We start from the raw sequence: 22,768 nt of genomic DNA, 5'->3' as shown, positions 1-22,768 counted from the left end.
TTAAGCTTTACTCCCTGCAATAGCATTTCCTCTCGGATTATAAACATAACAGCATGTACCCAAGAAAGGGCATAATCCCCATTATATCCTTTTCCTGTAAACAACCTCTCTGAAACATATTCTGAATTGCGTGCCATTGTCCCGGCAAATTTCTACATTTCCATGGAGTTGGTCTTCAACAAGGGTAGAAACGAGTTGTAAACCGAGTGAGTCACATTTTTTTATATCCAGATCTATTGGAATGCCGACACCATTATCAGCAACGATAAGCTCAAGCGCTTCCGAGTCATGATTATGGGAACGGTCACAGCCTTCCCTGTTTTTTAACAGGGGAACGTCATTTCCTGTAAGTTTATTAAGCGTTATCTCTATTTTCCCACTTTTCCCATGGGGAAAGGCATATTTCAACGAATTGGATATGAGTTCATTTAAAACTAATCCACAAGGAATTGCAGAATCTATGCCAAGGAAATAATCCTGAGCATCAATATGGAGAACAACCTTGTGTGTTGTCATACTATAAGACCTGAAAAGACTATTTGCAAGATTCTTGATATATTTACTGAAATCAATGGAGTTTAGATCGTGGGATCGATAGAGTTTTTCATGAACGAGGGCCATGGAACGAATGCGGCCCTGGCTTTCTTTCAGCATATCCTTGTATTTATCGTCATTTATGTAGCCCGATTGAAGTCTTAAAAGACTGGAAATTACCTGCATGTTATTTTTCACCCTGTGGTGAATCTCTCTGAGCAGCACTTCCTTCTCCTTTAATGAGGCATCCAGTTTACGGCGCTGCTTGTCGAGACGCTCCGTTTTTTCAAGAAGTTCCCGGTTGTTCAGTTCTATCTCCTCATGATGAAGCCTGATCTCTTCTTCCCTCTCCATCAAGGCGCCTGTCATCCTGTTAAATGAATTAATAAGCGTCCCGACCTCGTCACCTCTCTCTATTTCGACTCTCCTGTTCAGGTCCCCCTCCTCAACGGCTGATAGGGCTCCCGCCAGCTGACCAATGGGCTTAGTAATCATACGGGCAAGAAAAAAGGTAATAATAAATCCGAAAAGAAGAAAGAAAAAAAGGATAGTCATACTTGAAAAAACAACATCCCTGGTCACATTGTTAACACCCTCCAGAGAGATTCCGACACGAACATAGCCGATAACTTCCTCCCTGTTTTTTCCGTGGCCTGCCATAGCTCCTTCATCTTCAAGAAAAATAAATTCATCTTCCGTACTTTTGGCCGTCAGGACAGGTGCCCAGAATTCATAAATCTCCTGCCCCATAAATCTGCTGACCCTGAACATAGGCTCATTCCCCCGCTCCGATGCATAAGGAACTCTGTAGGGAACAACATTCCCTTTTTCATAATCAGGAATATTCCCGGCTGTAAATTCCGACTCAACAGCCATGGCCCTGCCTTTTACGTCATAAACAACGGCATAAAGCAGATCAGCTTCTATCTTAAGGGCTTCAAGAGCAGGTTTTAAAAACTCTTGATCTTCCGAGAACAGACCCAACTGACTGTTGTGAGCCAGACTGACTATCATTGAGGAGCCTCTTTTGATCAACTGCTGCTTTAGGGTATTGCTGTGCTGATAAATAGATACGACAGTAAAGAGGACTGACAGGGTAGTCACAAGAAATGTAATAATCCAGAAGACCCTGGATCTGAAACCGAAAAAAAGTTTCTTTAACATACCTAAGGCATTTAAGTGATTAATAATGAAAGAAAATCATGATGTTCCGGTAATTAACTTAAACCAACTCATATGGTATTGGTTGAGCCTTATAAATGCAAGCTTTTATTGATGATTTATTAAAGGGAAGACCTTTTGACGCCGCCCAAAAAAACTATAGACCAAGGTCTTCGTTTATCGATTGCATAGCCTTTAATGAAATTTCTGCAAATTCCTTAAGAGGTATTCCGGCTAACTCGCACTCCCTGATAATGTCTCTGTTAACTGATGCCGCAAAGGCTTTCTCCTTCATCCTTTTGGTAATGGATTTAACCTTTACTGACGCGAGTTTCTTATCGGGATAAACGAGTGCCGTTGCCGTAATAAGTCCGGTAATGGTCTCTCCGGCAGCCAGTGCATGGTGAAAGGGTGTCTGCCTTTTATCATTATGAGCAAGTTCATTATGAAGCCTTATGGCTTCTATAATTTCCTCATCAATACCGGCAGATGTCAGGAGATTAACCGCTTCCAGACCATGAATAGACAGGTCGGCATCTGTAATCTCAATATCAATATCATGAAGCAAACCGGCTATTCCCCACTTTTCTTCATCCTGGGAAAGCCTGCCGGCCAGTTGACGCAGCACTGCCTCCGAAGCAAGTGAATGCTTAATCATGTTCTCACTTTTTACATACGCTTTAAGCAAATTGAAAGCTTCATTCCTCTCTATCCCCGTCGACATATTCATCCTCCTGATGATCAATATTTACAAGTTTACACCTTTAACAAAAAAACCGGTTTTTTTATGGCCTTAATAACTATCAAATTTTTCTTTCAATAACAAGTATCTAAAAAAACCGGTTGAACCCCTGGCAAGGCTGTGCTAATAATTGCTACTTTAATATTTTTGAAAAGGAGTAGTGATGCCACACAAACATGCTGTAATCCTTCTTATCTTAATTGCTTCCGGAGTGATTTCCGGCGCTATCTGCGGCTGGTACTTTGGAGAAACCATGCTGCAAACGGCCTGGATAGGAAAACTCTTTCTCAATGCCCTTAAAATGATGATCATCCCTCTTATCGTAGCTGCCGTTATAAGTGGCGTTGCCTCCATGGGTGATATAAGAAAGCTGGAAAGACTGGGCGGCATAACCGTTCTTTATTACCTTTCTACAACAGGTCTGGCTGTTCTTGTGGGGCTCATTATGGTTAATCTTATTCAGCCCGGATCGGGCCTCAACATGATGGGAGGAGAAGTACCTCAGAAAGTAATGGGTAAAGAAGATACGGGCATAAGCGATATTGTTATGTCCCTTATTTCCCCAAATCTGGTTCAGTCGGCAAGCGAGACAAAGCTATTGCCTATCATCTTTTTTTCTATTCTCTTTTCTGCCGCACTGACAACGATCGGTGAAAAGGGAAAAATAGCAATTGATTTTTTTGACGGCATTAATGAAGCCATGATGAAACTCGTCACCTGGCTTATGTACCTTGCGCCCATAGGCATCTTCTCACTGGTGGCAGGCAGGCTGGGCGGTGCCGGAGGTGGAGAGGCCTTCTGGAGAGAAATCAGTGCCGTGGGACTTCATGTGGTTACCGTTCTTTCGGGGCTTGCGCTGCACTTCCTTATCCTGCTGGCCATTCTCATTTTTATTGGAGGAAGGGGGTTCAACTACTTCATTAACATGCTTAGAGCGCTGCTTACGGCATTTGGAACGGCAAGCTCTTCAGCAACGCTTCCGCTTACCATGGAATGTGTCAGGGAAAATGATGTCGATGAAAGGGCACTCAGGTTTACTATTCCCCTGGGCAGTACTATTAATATGGATGGAACAGCACTTTACGAAGCGGCTGCCGTCATGTTTATCGCCCAGGCATACAACATGGATATGTCCTTCACCCAGCAGGCCATCATCTTTATCACTGCCACCCTGGCGGCAATCGGTGCTGCCGGCATCCCTGAAGCGGGCCTTGTCACCATGGTAATTGTTTTACAGGCAGTGGGTCTGCCACTGGAAGGGGTAGGTCTTCTTCTTGCTGTAGACTGGTTCCTTGATCGATTCAGGACAACCGTCAATGTCTGGGGAGATGCCGTCGGTGCTGCCGTTGTTCATCGTTTTCTTCCTAACAATGGGACGAAGGGATGACTCCTTTAAAAAACATTCTCACACTGATCTTCACTGATTATTTATGATACTTAAAATCATCAGATAAAGGAATTATCGGTGATAATCATAATTTATCAGTCTTTATCCTTGTCCAAACAAATTTTTTGACGGCAGTTCTTTAATTGCCGAATAGCGTCAGCGTTTTGCCTTTTGGCGTGTCTGCTGCAGGCGGGCTCTTTTTCTGTTCGTCAATCTTCTCATGGGGGACATCTTCACCTGCTTCCATCCCATTCCCTTTATAAATATACCTTTCAAAGAGACGGTGATAACCTGTCCAGTTAGTGCCATTGCCGTTCTCACCATCGATGAGAGACTGGATGCTGTTTACCTTTGCATCGAGGTCGTCGAGGTAGCTGAGTATGGTTGCTTCCAGGGTTTTGGGCCTTTTGGGTGAACCATATTCATATTCTCCATGATGAGAGAGAATCATATGCTTAAGCAACATGGATAATTCAGCAGGGAAACCATCAATCGATCTGATCAAGCCATCGAGAATCTCCACACCGATCGTTATATGGCCAACAAGCCTTCCTTCATCGGTATAACCAAATGACCTTTTATAAGAAAGCTCTCTCGTCTTGCCGATATCATGAAAAATAGCGCCCGCCAGCAGGAGGTCCCGGTTAATTCTTTCACCATAATGAGAGGAAACAAGATTAATAAGGCGGCATAAGGAAAGAACATGCTCCAGAAGACCACCAATATATACATGATGCATGCCCTTTGCGGCAGGGGCATTTTTCAAGCCCTGTGACAAATCCCTGTCTTCCATAAGGGCAAGAAGGAGCTTTTTGATATGGGGATCTTTTACGGTTTCAACAAGCCCTGCAAGCTCAGAAAACATGACCTCAGGCGATACCGCCGACGAGGGAAGAAAATCATCAAGGCTCACCTCATTATCGTCAACCCTTGTCACCGTTGAAATCTTTAGCTGCAGCTTCCCCATATAAGCAGAGACTCTTCCCTTGACATGGACGAAATCATCAACTTCAAAATTGCCGGACATGCGTTCAGCATCGTCCCATACCCTCCCCTCAAGTTCACCTGTTTTATCCATTAAGGAAACGACAAGGTAGGGCTTTCCCGTTTTGCCGACAGACAGATTCTTAACTTTTACAAGGAAGAGATCTTCAACGGTATCATGTTCCTTCACATTTGCGGCAAAGCATTCCTTCATTTAAATAGCACCCTCTCTTCTTAATTTCCGGTTATAAAGCTGTTCAATCATGATCAGAATATCAATGGGCTTCGTTTTCTTGGGCATATGTATGGTTGAGCCCATTTCGGGCGAATCATGCTCATGGGCATCTTCCTTGAACATAGATGTGAGCAGGATAATAACGGGGTCTTGACCGACCTCTTTTGCATAGGCGGAAATATCGGTACAGGTACTGACGCCACCTTTTTTCGGCATGATAAGATCGGAGATAACGATATCGGGAAGAAGTTCCTTATACATGGCCACGCCTTCTTCGCCGTCTTTCGCCGTAACCACTTCAAAGCCACCCTCTGCAAGGGTGTCCTTGATCATCTCCCTGAAAAAAAGTTCATCATCTATAACAAGTATTTTACCTGCTTTTGAACCTGGCCCTGACATGACTGTTCCCCGATAAAAAAATTAAATGGTTGAGCATATTGACTCTCAGCTATACTTTATACAATCTTATTTACTTTTTTGCAACTAATCCATTGCCCTTTCCAGAACATGGCCTTCCAGTTTCCTGGAAAGTTCTTCCACCTTTTTCTTGGCATATTCACGCTTTCTTTTGTCGCCACTTTCACGAGCAACCTTGTTAAAAAGCTTTATCGCTTTGTCGTAGGCACCCACTTCCTGGTAAGACTGGGCAGCCATATACCTTGCCGTAAGCGCCCACATAGACTCTTCAGGATAAAGATAGGTAACCTTCAGGTATTCAACGATGGCCTGGTCAAAGGCTCCCGATTGCTGATAACAATCTCCTATCCAATATTGGGCCTCTGCCTTTATTTTGAGATCATTGGAAACCTTTATCAGTTCTTTCATCGATTTTATGGTCTGTTCATAATCTTTATGGTTCTGGAAAGCAAGAGCGGCCTTTAACCTCTCTCCATCGAGCCCCTCCATAGCGGGATAAAAATCAAGAAATTTCCTGTAACTTTCAAGGCCCCTTTCTACAAGATTAAGGCTAAGATAAGAAGAGCCCTTTATAAATAAGCCCCGCGCAACCATGAAGTCAAAATTAATAAATATTTTCAGATCGTCATCAGATTTGTTCCCCGACGGAAGCGCAGGGTTCATCCCTTCCAGTTCCATAACAGCCCCTCTATAGTCCTTTTTCATATAGGCAATTTCTCCGAGCCTGTAGGAAGTAAAACTTTTGAGTGATCCCGCAGTCAAAACGTCCTGAGCCATGGTAAAGTACCTTTTTGCCTCTTTGGGCATACCACGTTTAAAGTAGATCTCACCGGCTGTCAGCATTGCTCTTGCCGAATAAGACTGGGTGGGAAACTGATTAATTATTTTTTCAGACAGTTTAAGCGCATCACCATAACTTCCCACTTCAAAAAGAGCAACCGCTTCATCACAACGTTTCTTTAAATCAACCGTTTTATCAGGGCTCACATCAAAAAAAGTGGAAGAGCTTTCAACAGCGCGTTTGAACTCCCCCAGCGCTGCATAACTTTTTCTGATCATTTCTTCGCTATTGCGATGGCTATCAGTAAAATCGACGGAAAAATCCCTGAATGTCTTGATGGCATCCTTATAGTCACCTAGAACAAATTGATTGATTCCCAACTGCCATTTAACGTCTTCCCTGATGGGAAGATCATCAAACTTTTTAAGCAGTTTTTTATACTCCTTATTGGCCTTTTCCAGCATTCGCGCCTCCTGTGCCAGCCAGCCTTTTAAGTAGTAAGCCGTCGCCGCTTCACTGCTTTCAGGATGTTTTTTAATGACAAGATCGAGAATCTTTTCCGCATCAGGCGTACTTTTAAGCTTTATATAACCCCAGGCCAGCTTTATGGCGCTTGAGGGATCAAAATCCTCTTTTCCCTTTGAGTCAACAATCTTGCTGTAACGCTTTATCCCTTTTTTGTAATCACCGAGGAGATAATGAATTTCAGCAAGATAAATGTTGGCGCTGGACAGGCTCTTTCCCTCAGGATATTTTTTAATATATCGGGCATAAGCCCTGGCAGCATATTTTAGCTCATTGCCTTTCCTGTAGGCCTCAGCCATCTTCCATTGTATGCCTGCCTTCTCCCCCCGGGGCGCCTTCTTTATTACCGAGTCATATATTTTTGCCGCACTCAGGTATTTACCGGACAGGGCTTCAATGTCGGCAACGCGAATGGCCGAACGGACAGCAAGCTCCGACCCTTTATATCTCTCCATGATATCGAAGAAATGCCGCTGCGCTTCGTCAATTTCACCCATTTTAAATAGTGATTGGGCCAGGTAAAATGAAGCTTCTGCGGCAAGGTTTCCCAGTGAATCATTTTCCAGGTACTCTCTGAAATAGTCGGCAGCCTCCTTTGGAAGGCCTTTTCTGAAATTAAGTTCTCCCAGTGAATAGAGGCTCTTCTTTCCTGCCGGAGACGAACCGTATCTTTTGATTATTTCCCTGAAAGTGGCTTCTTCCATGTCCTCCCTGCCAATGCCGCCATAGGCTTCTGAAAGGAGGAGCATCACTTCGCCATCAAGCGGGTCTTTGCCGTAATTTTTAAGCGCCGTCTCGATCATATCAACAGCCTCCCTGTAATCCCCCAGGAGAATCAGCCTTGATGAGGTATTAACAAGGTCCTTAACATCACTTTCCGGCACTTTGCCGCCACCGGCTTCCATAGTATCAAGATAGGCCAGGGCATCCTGATAGTTGCCCTGCCGGTAGAGAGACCAGAGGAGAGTGTTTCTTGCCCTCACCGTAAGGGCATGTTCAGGATAATCTTTCAGAAAATCATTAATCTTTGAAATGGCCTTACCATAATCTTTCAGGTAATACCTGATTAAAGCAAGCTGGAACTCGACAGGGCCTTTTTGCTCATCATCATCCATATATTTGGATGCCTGTTTATAGGCCGCTTCCGCTTCGGCATACCTCTCCAGATATAAAAGCGCATCCCCTTTTCTGCTATAAAGATCAGAAAGTTTGACATGACGCGGCTTAAGCTGCAAGACAAGATCGAACCCCCTCAGGGCATCCTTATATTCACTGTTCTCAAGATAGGAAAGGCTCTCCATATAGACTATTTTACCAAGCTTGTTATTCGTTTCTTTCATCAGTGATGATTGGGGATAAAGATAGATTAACCGTTCAAAGGTCTCCCTGGCAGACTCCATTTGAGAGAGGTTGAAATAGCTGTCTCCCAAATAATAATAGGCCTTTTCCTGTTCGGAAAGGGAACACCTTTCCTTTATAATGATTTTTAAGGCTCTTATGGCTTCTTCAAATCGATGGAGATGAAAATAACTCTTGCCGAGAAGGCTGTTATAAAGGCATTCCTCTTCATCAGCCAGACCTTTAGCGCCATAGGCCTCGAGTTCCTTAACGGCAAGGCTGTAAAGTCCGTCACGAAAAAAACCTTTTGACATGATTAATTCTTCGGAAGGAAGAAAGCCTTCCCGGGGATAAGATTTAGAGGGAGAAAAAAGGATGAGCGCTGCCAGGAAAGGAAGAAACAGGTAAAGGTTGTAATTTTTATGTTTCAACATAAACAGATAAAGTAACATCCCTGATAGTTAGGCTGATAAGTAAGTATAACGGCTCACATTGACAGGTCTTTGAAAGCCGATAAAAAAATCATAAGATATCACCCTTTAGCGCTTCTTATCAAGAAAAAAGAGGCAAAACAAATGCTTCGCCTCTTCATGAAATGCCACTCCCAAAGGAGGACCAAATGCCGGGAAAAAATTTTAAAAAAAGAGTCTGCCGGACTTGGGTAACCTCAGCGAGGCAACGCCCTGTTAAATCAGATTGTTCGGATTAAATGGCGAATAGTAAGGGCTTTTAACGAATTTAATCTGGAAATCCGGCCAAAATGGCTTTTCCGCAGCAGATTCGGCCTCAATCGGGCAAGCCCCTACGGCATGACAAATGCTTTCCCGCCGCACCTTACCGTCAAAACGGCAACAGGCGACTTTCTGACCACCTTTTCAGCCGTACTGCCGAAAAGCACGTGATCTATACCTGTTCGTCCATGGGTTCCCATGATAATTATATCCGACATTTTCTCTCGCGCAGTTTTTATGATTTCAACAAAAGGAGCCCCTTTTTTCGTATGGATTGTATAGTTAATACCGCTGTCTATATTTTTATCACAAAAGCGCTTCATATTTTTAAAGGCAGCCTCTTCCATCTCCTTTTCCAGAACATCATAAGAGATATGAGGCACATAAAAACCTGTAATGTCTGCAAATTCATGTATGACATGAAGAATATCGATGGAAGCATTAAATTTTTTTGCCAGAGCGAGGACATAAGAAAAAACCTCATCCGAACCTTCCGAGAAATCGGTGGGAAAGAGTATTTTTTTTATATCCTTCATAGGAGCCTCCTCCTTTGTTATCAGGCTCTTTTAAGTATATCACCTGCCCGGAACCTGTCAAGCAGCGGGACAAGCGCTGACAGGAAGCCGGGGACCTGGACGCTATCTAAATCTTGTAATTACCTCACTGCCGGGATTATATTATTCCTATGAGTTCAGGAAAGCATTGTTTAAAGCATGCCTACAGGGAAAGCGGGGAATGTTGCGTCCGCTGCAAAGCTCCCCTTTGCCCCGACTGCCGCATAAAAAAAGAAGAACAGCCCTATTGCTCTTTATGGTGCCTTTTTCACGACAAGGCGGCAAGGGCAATTAAATCTTTTACACATGATATTAGCGCCGGGCAAATAGAAAGCAGGAGAAAGCTGGTACTCTTCGCTGACCTCCTTATCGTCTCGATTATTGTTTTTTTTACAGCGGCATCGATTCATTTTTTTGAGCATAAGGAAAAAACCATCTCCTCCGTAACCGCCGGAAGCCCTAAAAAAGTGAAAGAGCAAGGGTCTGTTCTTATCAAGAAAAGCCTTATCAAAAAAGCGGAGAAGGACATCACCTTAAAACCTGTCAATAAAAAGCTTCCCCCTTCCCGGAAAGACCTTGCAAGGAAGTCAGTAAAAAAGAAGCCGCCATACAAAAAAAAGAAGAGTGCCCACCGCCGACCGCAAAATATACGCAAGGTGGCAATGGCGGGGAAAAAAATCTCCATCACCTTTGACGGAGGATCGAGCGATTCATCGGCTGAAACAATACTCCATGTTTTATCGGCGAAACAGATAAAAACAACTTTTTTTCTTACGGGGAAATTTTTAAAAAGATACCCGGACCTGGTTAAAAGAATAGTTGAAGAAGGCCATGAAATAGGCAACCATACATACAGCCATCCCCATTTAACGACTTACTCGAAAAACAGGAGAAATGAAACATCACAAGGCATAAATTTTGAGAGGTTAAAGGATGAGCTTGAAAAAACGGACAGGCTCTATTATGAGCTTACGGGAAAAAGAATGGCCCCCTTCTGGCGAGCCCCTTACGGTGAGATTAACGATGAAATACTGAATTGGGCCTCAAGGGTCGGCTATCAGCACATTGCATGGACAGTCGATTATAAAGCAGGAAAAAGTATGGACAGCCTGGACTGGGTTTCAGATAAAAGCTCATCTCTCTACTTTAGCGCTGAAGAGATCAAGGAGAGGCTGCTCTCTTTTGCTGATGACAGGGGGCGCGCAAAAGGAGGCATTATACTTATGCATCTCGGAACGGAGAGGAAAGAAGATGCCGCCCATGAAAAACTGGCTGAAATAATTGATAATTTTGCGATAAAAGGGTACAAGCTTGTCCCTGTTTCACACCTTGTTAAAGTCATGTTTAATGAGAGTGGCGGGAAAAACCTGTAATATTCAATCAAAGCCCCCGCCCCAAATAGCGGGGTATGAGCGCGGAGGCAACCTTCCCGGCCTATCGCAGCGGATGGGGGGCATGCGCCCGCCGGGGTTTTGCTTTTCCAGGATATTTACTTGCTCACACCGGCCTTTTCAAGCACAGAGATTGCGTAAGTAAAATCCTCCATCCTGGTTTCAATGTAACCCTTGATGTTTAATCCCTTCCTTACCGCTTTTGCTTCTGCCGACCTGTCACGCTTAACAGCAAGAAGAAGTTCCCTCACCCTGGCGGTAACAGAAACATCTGCCTTTTTTGAAAAAACAAGCGTCATCTCAGGGCTTTTGCCTGCGCCTTCACCGACAACTTCCAGACCGGCATATTTTGTCTTGATTTCATCCCAGACCCTGTTATTAACGATTGCCAGATCAGCAACCCCCCTGGCAATGGCCTCGACAGCTTCATTATGCGATTTTGCGCTGACAACCTTGGCGCCTGATTCTACGCTCCCCTGAATGGCTCTGAAAAAGAAATCTCCCGCCAAATCAAACCCGGCAAAGGCAACATTCTTGTCGTTAAAATAGGCGGCATTTTCCTCAAACTTTGGAGAGCCTTTTGGTCCGATGACAACTGCCCAGGAGGTACTCCAGCCCTCCCTCGTAACAGGACGGACAACAGGGTAGGCAACCTCCTTTATAATCAGCACACCGGCAATACTGGCATTGCTGAACATACCGTCAGCCTGGTCGGATTCAAACATCTTTGCCACATGAATGTAGTTTTTTGCCGAAACAAAGGTGGAATCGATTCCCTTTTTCTTTAGATACTTTACAAGAGGTAAATACTTTTCACTTGCCCCCTCTTCGCTTTCCATAAGCGCAATCCTGAAAGATTGAGCAAACGAAAAAGCAGGCAACAGCAATAGAAAAAAAAGAACAGAAAAAACCGCTAAAGCTCTCATCAATATTCCCACTGGATCCTCCTCATTGCCAATATATTTAATATAAGGAAATTGAATCATTTTTTTCACTAAATGTAAATGACATTTCTTGCATTATGGCGTAAAACAGCGAAGAAGTACCTGAAAAACCGGCCAAGACCTGAAGTTGCAAAAGACAGGGAGTCACTTTTTCACCGGCAGAGCAAGAAGAAAAACAATACCGCCGTCCGGAACCAATACTTTTTAAATCGGGATTTTGCAATGATCTTTCCCTTGCCTTTTAGTGTCATCATCAAATAAAATTACTAACCTGATTTTTTGCAGGCACGGAGCCAGACTGTCCCCCCTATTAGCTGCAAAATTCAGTTTTTAAAGTGAAAGGAAATAAACAAAAAGCATGAAAAAAGAGGTCACTTACGTCATAGGCCACAAAAACCCGGATACCGATTCCATATGTTCGGCATTGGCGCTGGCGGAATTTAAAAAGCTCCAGGGAGAAAATAATGTCGAAGCGGCAAGGGCCGGTGACGTTAATCCACAAACTTCCTACCTGCTTGACAGGTTCGGCGTGTCGGCGCCGAGGTTTTTATCCAATGTCTATCCCAGGGCAAAAGACATCATGAACAGGGATGTTCTTTCAGTAGAGGAAAGCACACCCCTCATAAAAGTCATGGAAATAATCAGGGACAGGAATGTAAGGTTTATTCCCGTTTTAAGCAGGGAGAAAAAAGCCGTAGGCGTTCTTGCGCCTGTCGATATTGCCAGAAACAACATTGCCCTGTTTGAAACTGAAAAATCCCGTCATGTTTTTACCTCGCTGAAAAACATCGTAACCACACTCGGCGCAAGTACTGTTTCAGACACGCCGGGAGATGATGAAAAAACCTATTCCGTCTATGTATGCGCTATGGAAGAAGAATCCTTTCTCAATGTTCTCGGTAAAACCAATCCCCGAGAATGTATCGTTATTGTGGGAGACAGGGAGGGAATTCAGCGCATATCGGTTGAACGGAAAACAGGTATCCTTATCGTCACGGGAAATCTGAGGGTATCCGATGAAATAGCCCGGTCCGCTGAAGAAAATGGGGTAAGTATAATCATTTCACCTTACGATTCGGCAACGACTGCGCTGCTTGTCAGAATGAGTACACCTGCCTACAAGGTCTGCAACGATGATTTTGAAACGGCCCCGGAAGATGATCTGGCGGAAGATCTGAAACAGCGGCTTGCCACTAACGGCGGTCGAGGCATCGTAGTCGTTGATAAAGAAGGGGCAATGGCGGGTGTCATCACCAAAAGCAACCTGCTCAAACCTTCGGGGATCAACCTTATCCTCGTCGATCATAATGAACTGTCACAGGCTGTTGATGGAGCGGAGAGGGTAAAAATATGTGAAGTTGTCGACCATCACAGGCTGGGTAATTTTCATACAACCCACCCCATCCGGTTCATCTGCGAACCTGTAGGGAGCACATCGACGCTTGTCTCGGAAATGTATATGAAAAGCGGCATCCCTGTCAGCAAACAGATTGCCGGTCTCCTGCTCGGTGGAGTCATGTCCGATACGGTTATACTCAAGTCTCCTACCACAACCGACAGGGACAGAATCATCGTTCCCTGGCTTGAGGAAAAATCGGGCCTTAACCATGCCGACTTTGGCCGGGAAATGTTTTCAGCCACATCGAGTCTGAAAAAAACAGGGCCGCAAAAAGCGGTTAACAGCGATTACAAGACCTTTGAAGCGAAAGGAAACAAATTCGGTGTAGGGCAGGTAGAAACCATCGGATTTGACGAGTTTTTCGAAGAGAAGGAAAAACTGGGAAAAGAACTTGCCGCTTTGAAAAAAACGAAAGGGCTTAAGCTCTCAGCCCTGCTGGTAACGGACATCGTTCAGGGCTCCTCCCTTTTGCTGATGGAAGCGGAAAAGGAGATCATATACAACATCGGCTACCCGCTGGTGGAAGAGAAGGTTTATGAATTAAAAAATGTTCTCTCCAGGAAGAAACAGGTAGCGCCCCACCTGCTAAGCCTTTTTAATGAAATATATTAAAAACTGAAATTTAAGGGGCTGTTGCCCAATGAGTTCTATGCTTCGACAAGCTCAGCATGACCGAAAAATCAAACGTTTTTGAAGCGACACAGGTCATCCTGAGCTTGTCGAAGGATTTCCTTTAATTTGGACAAGAGCCCGTTAATTCATGGGCTTCCCGAAGAACCTTATTTCCTAAAGGTTCCAAGGAAGGCCATTACTTTCCATATATTTTCAGAGCCCAGTTCATCTTTCCAGGTGGGCATTCCCTTTTCAGTCCCATAGTAGATGGTTTTAAACACATCCTGCTCTTTGGAACTGTAAATAGTCACCCTGTCGGTCAGGTCCGGCGCTTCAGGTCCCCCACCACCGTCAGGTCCATGACACTGGCTGCACTTTATCTCAAATATCTTTTTTCCTGTGTTTATTGCCTGATCATCTTTCTTATAAGGATTGGTTTCATAAATAACCGGCTTACTTTCCGGTTTTACTTCTCCCAACAGAGCCTTTTCTTTATCTCCACTGCATGCCGAAATGAGAAATGTCAAAGCGAAAAGAGAAATTATTTTATTATTTTTTTTCATCACTGCAAATGCCCTTCTTTTTTCAGCTATTATAAGTATGACAATCGAACTGTCAACAAAAAGATAGTATCATTTAGTTCGTCAATAAGGTTAAAGGCCTTACCTAAGCCCATTCAATGATGCTATAATCGCAAAACAGCTCACTCATGATGAGCTTGAAAAAAAAGCATTAAAAACAGGTTTACGGGGATTTATTCTTTTACCTGAGCGATTTTATTTATAGTAACCATCATTAATCAGCCTTTATTTGCGTCTAATTCAGGTTTAAAGTTTTTAAGGAGTTCATCTTGCCCTGGCTCGATCTATCGATGGCCTTTTCCGTAGGCATAATAGGAAGCATTCACTGCGTAGGAATGTGCGGCGGTATCGTTGCCGCCCTTACAATGGGCCGCCCATCAGTCTGGCTTGCCGGAATAACCCTTTACCATGCAGGAAGAATTGTCAGCTATTCACTGATAGGACTTTTGCTTGGATTTCTCGGGCACATGTTCACCGATATGAGCGGTATTTCTCTTGCCCGCCGGTTCCTGTCCATTACAGCAGGGATACTGATGATATTCTTTGCCCTTCAGGTGGGCGGCTTTATCCCTGAAAAATTATTTCAATCCATTTTTTCCATACCATCGGGACTCCTTCGCAAAACAGCTCAAGGGAAGGCTCTCTTCTTCTGGGCAATCGCAGGGGCAGCTAATGGCCTGCTGCCCTGCGGCATGGTTTATGCCGCGGGGTCACTCGCCCTGAAGGAGGCAAATCTTATCCATTCCATGCTTATTATGGCTGCCTTCGGCCTTGGAACAGTTCCTGCCATGACGGGGCTTGCCGTCATCATCAGAAAGTGGGCCCCCCTGACAAAGGGCAGGTTTATCAGGATAACAGCCGTCATCCTTCTCCTTTTTGGCCTTTTCACCATAACAAGGGGGTTCATTCCCCTCGACGCCCATAATCATGGAGAAGGCCGGTCACATGAGGAAAACATTGCCCTGGAAAAAGAGAAGAAGATGAAAAACCATAGACACTAACTCCCTGCCACTTCTGCAATACCGCTTAAGCTTTCCGGCCTCTCATGCTGTCCTCCCCCGGGAGTTATACATCGTCCGGACCAGGGACCGGATAGCCGCTAAAAACCTTCGCATAAAAAAATAAATTACAAACTTTTGACTGGAAATGATTGTCCTCTTCAGTTATTCTTTATCCTCTTTTTCTATTTTTAAGGAGCCCTGACGAAACTTGTTTCACAAAATATCTTTCAAAAAATTTCTTTATTTTTTTACCATAATCAATACCCTTATTTCCCTTTCCCTTTTCCTCCTCCCTGCTGCACAGGCGGGACAGAGAGAAAAAAAGCTTCCCCCTGAAATTAAAAGCGGTATCAGGTATCTCGTTAAGCTTGGCGCCGGCAAAAAGGTCAATCCTGTTAATATAAAGAGCATTGAAAAGGTTCTCGATTTTGTGATAACCGAAAAAGATAATTCCTATCTTTATTACCCTGAAAACTGGCGCGATACGACCCGGGCCTATTATGAGTTTGATCTCGAAACAGACATGGAAAGGCTCCTCAAGTACAGCTACAATCCTTCCATTCCCTCGCAGGCGTTAAGGCCCTCTTCGTTGAGGTATTCATACTGGGAAAAAATCGATGAGCATAAAGACAAGCTTCCTCAACTATGGAATCTCTTCGGGGATCTTGACAAGCCTCTTGTTATTCATGGCGTTGAACAGGAAGTCATTACTCCTGATGCAAATACAGGCGCCTACTACGCTAATAAAGTTGAAAGAACGCTCATTCTTTTCCGTCATAGAGGCAAAAAAGTATTCATAACCATCTCCCATCAGCCTGACAAATCTGATGTAGGCAAAAAAGGGGCTGTCCTTGCCCATGATGAAGACTGGAATTATTTTTACTCCGGTATCGAGGGACTGACCATGAAAGGACTGGGCTGGGCAAGCTCTTACATGTACCGCTCATTTTCCATAGCAATCTATTATGAAATGGACCCTCAAAAACCGGCTGTCAGGTACGCCATATTCAAATGGCTAAGAGCAGGATGGGCAGGAATGAACATGGTTAAAAGGACCCATATTGCCAATGGCATGAAGCGTTTTGTGAGAGACTATAAGTTTATACTGGAACATCCGAACCTGCCGGGGCCGAAAGATCTGGCAAGCCACTTCGAAAATATTTCCAGATTATCCACTGAAGAAATGAAAGTGATTGCAAAAGAAAACATTTCCAACATGATCAGGGAGTACGGAAGGGGAGATATCCTTTCGAGGCGCGAATTTTCACACCTCTTAAAGAGCGGTGATTATCTTGAGAATATGAACAGACGAGAGGTGGAAAGTATCCTGGTTCTTGACTATATGAAAAAAGTCCTTGGAAAAGAGTACAAAGGGACACTTTTCTGGGAAAAGAAGTAAGCTGAAAAAAATAGCCCGCTATTTGTATGCCCTCCCCTTCAAGGGGAGGGTTAAGGTGGAGATGGGGTTAAGAATTTCAGTATAACTTACCCCACTATAACCATGCTCCCTCTCCCGGAGGGAACATGCCGGGCCTTCGCATATGCAGTGTCTCTAGTCCTTCCCCCGCTTCCCCTCTTTAGACTTCAATTTGGGCTCATCATCATCCATCAATATCCTGTTTGCCTCCCCTTCCAGGTCATCATACTGGCCGCTCTTTATGGCCCAGATGAGGAGACCCGCCATGGCAAGTCCGATGATAATAACGGCCGGGATAAGCCAGTATAAAACATCCACTTTTCCTTTAAGCTCCGGAACTGAAAAGTGCTTCTTTCAAGGAAATAAGCATCTTACCTCTTTATTTACCTGAAGAACTCTGGAGGTATTTAAAGAAGTCACTCTCCGTGGATAGAACAAGCCAGTCCTTATCGGAAAGGGTCGTTTTATAGGTATCCATAGTCTTCATAAAGCGGTAAAAATCTCTCGATTCGGAATTTTGATCGTAGACTTTTGCATAAATGGCCGTCGCTTTGGCATCGGCCTTACCTTTAATCTCCTGGGCTGTTTTATAGGCCTCGGACTGGATCCTCTTAAGTTCACGCTCCTTGTCACCAATAATTTTGGAAGCCTCACCCTGCCCTTCCGATCTCAGCTTGTCGGCAATCCTTTTACGCTCCGTAATCATTCTTTCAAAAATCTTTCTCTGGACCTCATCCACATAGTTGACCCTTTTGAGACGAAGGTCAAGAAGTTCGATACCGAGTTCAAGTGTCCTCGGTGCAGCTGCGTCTATAATGGAGCGGGCGATTTCCTCACGACCATATTTGATTTTATGGAGAACAGCCACTTTTTCAAAATCCTTGAATTCACCACTCGACTTGATTTCCCTGTTCGTCGATCTGATAATTTCAACGAGATCGTGCTTTGCAATGGCATTCCTCGTTTCCCCGTCGAGTATATCATCAAGCCTTGACTGGGCTCCCCTTTCATCACGAACACGCTGGAAGTAAAGAAGCGGATCCTTAATGCGCCATCTGGCGTAGGTATCAACCCATATGAATCGCTTATCCTTTGTCGGGATCTGGTTGGGATCACCATCCCACTCAAGGAAGCGCTTGTCGAAATAATGCACCTCCTGTACGAAAGGAAGCTTGAAATGAATGTTAGGATCAACAACAGGCTCTCCCACAGGTTTACCGAACTGGGTAATAATTACCTGGTTCTTCTCATCGACAATGTAAGACGAGTTATAAGCCAGTATGGCCGCAGCAGCAATAAATACTAAAAAAAGGAATCCTTTATTCATTATTTCACCCCTCCTTTGTCAAACTGGAACAGAGGTAAAATCCCTGTCGCTTTATCATCTGTAATCAATTTCTTTCCTACTTTCTGGAGAGACTCATTCATTGTTTCAAGATAAATCCTCTGACGGGTAACTTCCCTGGCCTTCATATATTCCTTGAAGACGGCATTAAACTTGGATGCTTCACCCTTGGCCTTGTTGACCCGCTCAAGGGCATAACCTTCTGCCTCCTGGATAGTCTGTTCCGCTTCACCTTTGGCTCTTGGCACAACCTTGTTATATTCGGACTTGGCCTGGTTGATGAGCTTATCCCTTTCCTGTTCCGCTTCGTTGACTTCATTAAAGGCCGGTTTAACAGGTTCCGGTGGATTAACATCCTGCAGCACCACCTGCTCAACCTTCATTCCCATTTCGTACTGGTCAGCCAGTTCCTGCAGCCTCACCTCAACAACACTGGCAATTTCCTGCCGGCCGATTGTGAGCACTTCATCAACCGTTCTGTCACCGATAACCTCCCTCATGACCGCTTCATTCATATCTCTGAATGTTTTGGTTGCATTCCTTACCTTAAAGAGGAATTTGTAGGGGTCCTTGATCCTGAACTGGACTATCCACTGGACCTCTGCTGCATTAAGATCTCCCGTCAGCATAAGTGATTCGTTCTTAAGGTTCTTCGTTTCATATCGGGTCCGGACCCCTGCTTCAGCCGTGCGGAAACCGAACTCAAGCTTAAGCTGCCTCTCGACAGGCACCTTCTCAACAGTCTCCATTCCGAAGGGGAGCTTGAAGTTAAGGCCCGGATCAACGGAACGGGTATATTTTCCAAACCTCAGAACGACGGCCACTTCCTCGGGGCCTACAGTAAATGCCGCTGTGTAAATAGAAACAATGATAAAACCCAAAAAAACAAAAGGCAGCAGAATTTTTAAACCATCACCTGAAGGCGCCCGTTGCTCTCCTCCACCGTCACCATCCCCTTTATCACCAAAATATTTTTTCTTCAGATTTTCGACAAATTTTTTGATAAGATCATCAATATCAATGGGCGGCTGGCCGCCCGGTTTATTCTCCCAAGACATAACTTCTATCCTCCTTATTTACGGGAAAGTTTAACAAATGAGATTTGCTTTGACAAGAAAGCTCCTTTTCAATTCCTTACTGAACCGATCAAATCGGTAATTTTTTCTATATTTTCTTCTTCCATAAATGTTTCCATCCCTTTCACAATGTCCATGGCTGCGGCCGGATTGACAAAACTGGCCGTACCAACCTGCACGGCAGAAGCTCCGGCAATGATGAATTCCAGGGCATCTTCAGCTTTCATTATACCGCCAATGCCGATGATGGGCACCTTTACCGCCTCTGCCGCCTCCCAAACCATCCTTACCGCCACAGGCCTGATGGCAGGCCCCGATAATCCCCCCGTCATGTTGGCAAGTTTCGATTTCCCTTTTCTTACGTCAATAGCCATGCCCGTCAGGGTATTAATAAGAGACAGGGCATCGGCGCCGGCCTCTTCCACGGCCCTGGCCATAACCTTGATGTCTGTTACATTGGGTGAAAGTTTTACGATAAGCGGAAGAGAAATCTTCTCCCTGATTTTTTTTATCAGATTATGGGCAACCGCAGGGTCTGTTCCGAATACAATACCCCCGGCTTTTACATTGGGACAGGAAATATTCACCTCAAGCGCGTGAACGCCCTCGACACCATCGAGCTTTCTTGCCAGTTCTTCATATTCATGAGCCGTATTACCAAAAAAGTTGACAATAACGGTGGCCTTGCTTTGTTTAAGTTTAGGCAGTTTTTCTTCAAGAAAAACATCGACACCCACATTTTGCAAACCGATAGCATTTAGCATGCCCGCCGGGGTTTCCACGATCCTCGGCGGCGGGTTGCCTGCCTTCGGTTTAAGTGAAAGCCCCTTGACAACAACGGCGCCCAGATCCCCGATATCAAAAAAAGGTTCGAATTCAAGGCCGTAACCGAAGGTGCCCGATGCGGTCATGACGGGGTTTTTAAGTTTCAGTCCCGCTATGTCAACGGAAAGGTCTCTCTTTACTCCCATATAATCTCCCTGGCGTCAAAAACGGGACCTTCCGTACATACCCTCCCATAATCATGATCTTCCACATTCTCCACGGTGCATGTCTTTATAACGCAGCCAAGGCATACACCGAAACCGCATGCCATCATTGCTTCCAGCGATAACTCGCAGGGAAGACCCTTTGCCATGGCAATCTCGCCAACCCTTTTAAGCATCAGTTCAGGCCCGCAGGAATAAACAGTCGTGGGAATAACCCCACCGGCAATGAAGGCTTCCATAATATCCGTTACATAACCTTTATGCCCTTCAGAACCATCTTCCGTCGCCGTCTTAACCATAATACCCAGCTTTTCAAATTCATCGACAGAAAGGAGGTCAGACTTACTTCTTCCACCAATAAGGACAAGAGGCATGATCTCCTTTTCTACAAGTCCCCTGGCAAAATTAAAGAGCGGCGGCACACCGACGCCACCGGCCACAAGAAGCGGCCTTTCACCGGAAATGTCAAAACTGAACCCCTTGCCAAGAGGCCCCAGTACATCGACCTTAACACCGGCTGCCATTTCGGAAAGCAACCTCGTCCCCTCCCCCACAACACGGTAGAGAATGGCAAAGCTGTCCTTCTCTTCATCGATAGTATAAATACCGAAAGGCCGTCTCAGTATGGGCGCCATCCCGTCGCTCACCTTGACCATGACAAACTGGCCCGGCCCGGCTGTTTTAAGGTCGAAAGTAGCCTCAATATCCATACGGTAATGGCTGGGGGCCACTTCAATATTCGATATGATTTTTCCTGTTCCGTCGCTATAGTTCATGATTGTTAAAACACCTTCATAGGCATTAGTTTTGTCATTCCCGGCTTGATCGGGAATCCATGCAACTTACATTCTAAATTCCCCTTTTCACGGTAAGGACTATTTATAAGAACACTATCCCTTCAAAGCGCCAATGCCATCACAATGGCATCCTCGCCGTCCTGATAATAAGCCTTCCGCTCTCCCACTTTTTTAAATTGCAGGATTTCATAAAGGGCTATGGCGCTGCCGTTGCTCCTCCTTACTTCGAGAAAGACTTTTTTAACGCCCCCTTTCCTTCCCCTTTTAACAGCCTCTTCAACAAGCGCCCGTCCGATCCCTTTTCGCCTCATTTCGGGATGAACGGCCACCTTGAAAAGATGCGACTCATCGGCTACCGTCCAATAAACGATGTAGCCGACAAGCGTCCTTTTATTTCCAGATAAAACTCTTGCAGCCAGGTTGGTTGAATGACGGTGATCAAGTTCTTTTTCAAAGAGCGCTCTCGGCCAGGGTGTAGGGGTTGATGTATTTTCAATTTCAATGACCTCGTGAAGATCATGTGAGGTCAGATCGTCAATAATGATATCGTCATCCATCCTGTTAAAAACCGGAACTGTCAGGTCAAATCATGAGGTAGAAAAATACATTAAGAGGGAAAAAAAGTAAAGGAGATTCGGGGTCGAAGGGAAGCAGCGGTTTTCACATGATTTTATGGCCGACTCCTGATCATGCGGATTTTTAAGTCACCTCTTTTCCAGGAGACATAGGACGCATTGCTTTTAGTTATTGCCCTTGCCTTGGCCTTAAAATTATTATTCCGGGTTTTTGGGCAATATATTCCAAAAAGCCTTCATCGAGCACCTTTTTGTGCCTGGAAGAGGCATGCCTGAATAATACTTCTTTCTCATTTTTTATCAGAAGACCAACATGGGACACGTCAAGTCCCTCAGTTTTGGAATAGATACCCACATAATCTCCACTCTTTAATCGCTTAATCAGGTTTTCATCTATCAAGTCTGAAGGGATGTAATAAAGCACCCTTTTCTTATTGGGAATTCCCTCCAGGAATTTGGAGCCGTCTTTTTTAAGGTTCAATGTTTTCAATACTTTTTTTACTTTGTTCCTTCCAACTTTTAAAGTAACGTCATCAACCAAAGGGGCATTATTCTTTTCCCAATCCGTAAAAAAATGATTTCGATCAACGTAAGAAACATTGCCGCTTTTATATCTGATGTTCATCAAATTCTTTTCAAATTCCGGGAAAGAAGCTGAATAGCGAAATGCTTCCATGTAATCGAGAAAGGTAAAACAATCGACTTTACTCAGATTAACGACAAAAACTTCCTCTTCATGGGGGCCGCCGATTAAGGTATTACCTTGATATTCCGTACCGAGGAAATGACTTGAAAGAGAATTTATTTTTTGGCGGCTGCTACCGGATTGTGAGGATTTTTTTATTATTGATTCAACCTCACCTTGAGACCAATTGCCAAGATTAATTTTTTTTTCAAAACCGTAAGAATCAACCTGGAATATAACTATTAACGTAAGGGCAAGAAAAACCTTAATAAAGTTTGTCATCTTTTACCTTACAAAGCCCTTGCAGCCAGGCGGGTTAAATGATGGTGATCAAGTTCTTTTTCAAAGAGCGCTCTCGACCGGGGCAAAGGGGTTGAAGTATTTTCAGGTTCAATAACTTCATGGAGATCATATGAGGTCATATCGTCATCCATCCTGTTAAAAACGGGGACAGCCAGGCTAAATCATAAACTGGAAAAATACATTAAGAAGGGAAAAAAGTAAAGGAGATTCGGGGGGCAAAGCTTACCAAGAAATTATAATTTTGTAATCTTAAAATTTCTTTGC

General features: G+C 44.4%; 21 protein-coding genes. 5 read left to right on the top strand and 16 right to left on the bottom strand.

Annotated elements, in window-relative coordinates; genetic code table 11:
- Positions 1-81: 81 nt before the first annotated feature.
- The gene (locus OEV42_15875; GenBank protein ID MDH3975753.1) at positions 82-1,698 is read right to left on the bottom strand and encodes a HAMP domain-containing protein; all 1,617 of its coding nucleotides are present in this window, start codon (positions 1,696-1,698) and stop codon (positions 82-84) included.
- Between the two features lie 154 nt (positions 1,699-1,852).
- Positions 1,853-2,419: an HDIG domain-containing protein gene (locus OEV42_15870; protein MDH3975752.1), complete on the bottom strand. Its 567-nt coding sequence runs from the start codon at positions 2,417-2,419 to the stop codon at positions 1,853-1,855.
- 181 nt (positions 2,420-2,600) lie between these two features.
- Between OEV42_15870 and OEV42_15865 the strand changes: the two genes are divergently transcribed.
- Positions 2,601-3,824, top strand: coding sequence for a dicarboxylate/amino acid:cation symporter (locus OEV42_15865; protein ID MDH3975751.1), 1,224 nt, complete (start codon positions 2,601-2,603; stop codon positions 3,822-3,824).
- A gap of 139 nt (positions 3,825-3,963) precedes the next feature.
- Here OEV42_15865 and OEV42_15860 read toward each other — a convergent pair whose 3' ends face one another.
- The 4 genes from OEV42_15860 to OEV42_15845 form a co-directional block, all read right to left on the bottom strand.
- Entirely contained in the window at positions 3,964-5,022 is a 1,059-nt protein-coding gene (locus OEV42_15860) for an HD domain-containing protein (protein MDH3975750.1), read from the bottom strand.
- The gene (locus tag OEV42_15855) at positions 5,023-5,442 is read right to left on the bottom strand and encodes a response regulator (GenBank protein MDH3975749.1); all 420 of its coding nucleotides are present in this window, start codon (positions 5,440-5,442) and stop codon (positions 5,023-5,025) included. It abuts the gene before it with no gap.
- Between the two features lie 84 nt (positions 5,443-5,526).
- Positions 5,527-8,538, bottom strand: coding sequence for a tetratricopeptide repeat protein (locus tag OEV42_15850; GenBank protein MDH3975748.1), 3,012 nt, complete (start codon positions 8,536-8,538; stop codon positions 5,527-5,529).
- 368 nt (positions 8,539-8,906) lie between these two features.
- The gene (locus OEV42_15845) at positions 8,907-9,371 is read right to left on the bottom strand and encodes a universal stress protein (protein ID MDH3975747.1); all 465 of its coding nucleotides are present in this window, start codon (positions 9,369-9,371) and stop codon (positions 8,907-8,909) included.
- Positions 9,372-9,520: 149 nt separating this feature from the next.
- On the opposite strand from OEV42_15845, the gene OEV42_15840 reads away from it, so the two are divergent.
- Entirely contained in the window at positions 9,521-10,762 is a 1,242-nt protein-coding gene (locus OEV42_15840) for a polysaccharide deacetylase family protein (GenBank protein ID MDH3975746.1), read from the top strand.
- A gap of 116 nt (positions 10,763-10,878) precedes the next feature.
- On the opposite strand, the gene OEV42_15835 is transcribed toward OEV42_15840, so the two are convergent.
- A complete protein-coding gene (locus OEV42_15835; protein MDH3975745.1) occupies positions 10,879-11,706 on the bottom strand; it encodes a phosphate/phosphite/phosphonate ABC transporter substrate-binding protein in 828 nt (275 codons plus the stop codon).
- Positions 11,707-12,082: 376 nt separating this feature from the next.
- Here OEV42_15835 and OEV42_15830 point away from each other — a divergent pair, with 376 nt between their 5' ends.
- Positions 12,083-13,735: a putative manganese-dependent inorganic diphosphatase gene (locus OEV42_15830; protein ID MDH3975744.1), complete on the top strand. Its 1,653-nt coding sequence runs from the start codon at positions 12,083-12,085 to the stop codon at positions 13,733-13,735.
- 167 nt (positions 13,736-13,902) lie between these two features.
- Here OEV42_15830 and OEV42_15825 read toward each other — a convergent pair whose 3' ends face one another.
- Positions 13,903-14,298 (bottom strand): c-type cytochrome, encoded by a 396-nt coding sequence (locus tag OEV42_15825; protein MDH3975743.1) that lies wholly within the window; start codon positions 14,296-14,298, stop codon positions 13,903-13,905.
- Positions 14,299-14,585: 287 nt separating this feature from the next.
- On the opposite strand from OEV42_15825, the gene OEV42_15820 reads away from it, so the two are divergent.
- On the top strand, positions 14,586-15,317 hold the full coding sequence (locus OEV42_15820) for a sulfite exporter TauE/SafE family protein (protein MDH3975742.1): 732 nt from the start codon (positions 14,586-14,588) through the stop codon (positions 15,315-15,317).
- 208 nt (positions 15,318-15,525) lie between these two features.
- Positions 15,526-16,716, top strand: coding sequence for a hypothetical protein (locus OEV42_15815; GenBank protein ID MDH3975741.1), 1,191 nt, complete (start codon positions 15,526-15,528; stop codon positions 16,714-16,716).
- Positions 16,717-16,869: 153 nt separating this feature from the next.
- Here OEV42_15815 and ccoS read toward each other — a convergent pair whose 3' ends face one another.
- The 8 genes from ccoS to OEV42_15775 form a co-directional block, all read right to left on the bottom strand.
- The gene (ccoS, locus tag OEV42_15810) at positions 16,870-17,052 is read right to left on the bottom strand and encodes a cbb3-type cytochrome oxidase assembly protein CcoS (protein ID MDH3975740.1); all 183 of its coding nucleotides are present in this window, start codon (positions 17,050-17,052) and stop codon (positions 16,870-16,872) included.
- 61 nt (positions 17,053-17,113) lie between these two features.
- On the bottom strand, positions 17,114-18,061 hold the full coding sequence (hflC, locus tag OEV42_15805; protein ID MDH3975739.1) for a protease modulator HflC: 948 nt from the start codon (positions 18,059-18,061) through the stop codon (positions 17,114-17,116).
- Entirely contained in the window at positions 18,061-19,137 is a 1,077-nt protein-coding gene (gene hflK, locus OEV42_15800) for an FtsH protease activity modulator HflK (GenBank protein ID MDH3975738.1), read from the bottom strand. The genes hflC and hflK overlap by 1 nt, the downstream gene beginning before the upstream one ends.
- Before the next feature lie 68 nt (positions 19,138-19,205).
- Positions 19,206-20,126 carry a dihydroorotate dehydrogenase gene (locus tag OEV42_15795; protein ID MDH3975737.1) on the bottom strand — a complete coding sequence of 307 codons (921 nt, stop codon included), beginning with the start codon at positions 20,124-20,126 and terminating at the stop codon, positions 19,206-19,208.
- Positions 20,117-20,920 carry a dihydroorotate dehydrogenase electron transfer subunit gene (locus OEV42_15790; GenBank protein MDH3975736.1) on the bottom strand — a complete coding sequence of 268 codons (804 nt, stop codon included), beginning with the start codon at positions 20,918-20,920 and terminating at the stop codon, positions 20,117-20,119. The genes OEV42_15795 and OEV42_15790 overlap by 10 nt, the downstream gene beginning before the upstream one ends.
- Positions 20,921-21,042: 122 nt before the next feature.
- A complete protein-coding gene (rimI, locus tag OEV42_15785) occupies positions 21,043-21,498 on the bottom strand; it encodes a ribosomal protein S18-alanine N-acetyltransferase (GenBank protein ID MDH3975735.1) in 456 nt (151 codons plus the stop codon).
- A gap of 187 nt (positions 21,499-21,685) precedes the next feature.
- Positions 21,686-22,483, bottom strand: a complete 798-nt coding sequence (locus OEV42_15780) for a DUF1460 domain-containing protein (GenBank protein ID MDH3975734.1) — start codon at positions 22,481-22,483, stop codon at positions 21,686-21,688.
- Between the two features lie 8 nt (positions 22,484-22,491).
- Positions 22,492-22,623 (bottom strand): hypothetical protein, encoded by a 132-nt coding sequence (locus tag OEV42_15775; GenBank protein ID MDH3975733.1) that lies wholly within the window; start codon positions 22,621-22,623, stop codon positions 22,492-22,494.
- Positions 22,624-22,768: the final 145 nt, after the last annotated feature.

It is taken from the genome of Deltaproteobacteria bacterium (assembly GCA_029860075.1).
Lineage (GTDB): Bacteria > Desulfobacterota > JADFVX01 > JADFVX01 > JADFVX01 > JAOUBX01.
Note: the sequence above shows the minus strand (reverse complement) of the source record. Positions and strands in the feature narration are given on the sequence as shown.

Coding starts and splice junctions, on each gene's coding strand:
- OEV42_15875 (MDH3975753.1), bottom strand. CDS start 1,698: ATGTTAAAGAAACTTTTTTTCGGTTTCAGATCCAGGGTCTTCTGGATT.
- OEV42_15870 (MDH3975752.1), bottom strand. CDS start 2,419: ATGTCGACGGGGATAGAGAGGAATGAAGCTTTCAATTTGCTTAAAGCG.
- OEV42_15865 (MDH3975751.1), top strand. CDS start 2,601: ATGCCACACAAACATGCTGTAATCCTTCTTATCTTAATTGCTTCCGGA.
- OEV42_15860 (MDH3975750.1), bottom strand. CDS start 5,022: ATGAAGGAATGCTTTGCCGCAAATGTGAAGGAACATGATACCGTTGAA.
- OEV42_15855 (MDH3975749.1), bottom strand. CDS start 5,442: ATGTCAGGGCCAGGTTCAAAAGCAGGTAAAATACTTGTTATAGATGAT.
- OEV42_15850 (MDH3975748.1), bottom strand. CDS start 8,538: ATGTTGAAACATAAAAATTACAACCTTTACCTGTTTCTTCCTTTCCTG.
- OEV42_15845 (MDH3975747.1), bottom strand. CDS start 9,371: ATGAAGGATATAAAAAAAATACTCTTTCCCACCGATTTCTCGGAAGGT.
- OEV42_15840 (MDH3975746.1), top strand. CDS start 9,521: ATGAGTTCAGGAAAGCATTGTTTAAAGCATGCCTACAGGGAAAGCGGG.
- OEV42_15835 (MDH3975745.1), bottom strand. CDS start 11,706: ATGAGAGCTTTAGCGGTTTTTTCTGTTCTTTTTTTTCTATTGCTGTTG.
- OEV42_15830 (MDH3975744.1), top strand. CDS start 12,083: ATGAAAAAAGAGGTCACTTACGTCATAGGCCACAAAAACCCGGATACC.
- OEV42_15825 (MDH3975743.1), bottom strand. CDS start 14,298: ATGAAAAAAAATAATAAAATAATTTCTCTTTTCGCTTTGACATTTCTC.
- hflC (MDH3975739.1), bottom strand. CDS start 18,061: ATGAATAAAGGATTCCTTTTTTTAGTATTTATTGCTGCTGCGGCCATA.
- hflK (MDH3975738.1), bottom strand. CDS start 19,137: ATGTCTTGGGAGAATAAACCGGGCGGCCAGCCGCCCATTGATATTGAT.
- OEV42_15795 (MDH3975737.1), bottom strand. CDS start 20,126: ATGGGAGTAAAGAGAGACCTTTCCGTTGACATAGCGGGACTGAAACTT.
- OEV42_15790 (MDH3975736.1), bottom strand. CDS start 20,920: ATGAACTATAGCGACGGAACAGGAAAAATCATATCGAATATTGAAGTG.
- rimI (MDH3975735.1), bottom strand. CDS start 21,498: ATGGATGACGATATCATTATTGACGATCTGACCTCACATGATCTTCAC.
- OEV42_15780 (MDH3975734.1), bottom strand. CDS start 22,483: ATGACAAACTTTATTAAGGTTTTTCTTGCCCTTACGTTAATAGTTATA.
- OEV42_15775 (MDH3975733.1), bottom strand. CDS start 22,623: ATGACCTCATATGATCTCCATGAAGTTATTGAACCTGAAAATACTTCA.